Genomic DNA, 553 nt, shown 5'->3' on the forward strand with positions numbered 1-553 from the left:
GAGAAGACGCCGAGGACCTTCTGGAGCTCGGTGTAGGGTGCGTTGGAGACGTAGATCAGGTCGCGGTTGCGCATCCGGAAGGCCTGGGTGGTGAACAGGCTGTTGGGGTCGCGCATGTTGATCCGGTAGACCACCGGCACCAGCGGCGTACCCAAGAGCTTCGAGCCCGGGTTGAGCTTGCGCACCACGGAGGCCGGCTCGAAGCGGAAGATGAAGGTGCCCTCGGGGTCGGCCAGGAAGTCGGCCAGGCCCCGCGACTTGGCCAGCGCCTGGGCCAGCGTGATCCCGTCCGCCCCGAACGGCACCTCGGTGGCGCTGCCGAGCGCGCCCACCGCCAGGAAGGTCTGGGGATCGCGCACCAGGGTCAGTGTGTCGCCCGGGCGCATGTAGATGTTCTCGCGCGGGTTCGAGACGATGGTGGTCAGCGGCACGGTGGCGGTGGCCGGCCCGCGCGAGAGGCGCACGAAGGTCTCGTTGACGGCCGAGCGCACGCCGCCGGCGGTGGCGATGATGTCGAGCAGGCGGTCGCCGCGGGTGGAGAGCGGGATGCGCG

1 pseudogene is annotated in these 553 nt (G+C 70.2%); it reads right to left on the reverse strand.

Features of this window, described 5'->3' with window-relative positions:
* Positions 1-553 (reverse strand): annotated as a pseudogene (locus AX737_RS09325) (sugar transporter); the annotation flags it as partial.

It is taken from the genome of Methylobacterium sp. CCH5-D2 (assembly GCF_001556475.1).
Lineage (GTDB): Bacteria > Pseudomonadota > Alphaproteobacteria > Rhizobiales > Beijerinckiaceae > Methylobacterium > Methylobacterium hispanicum.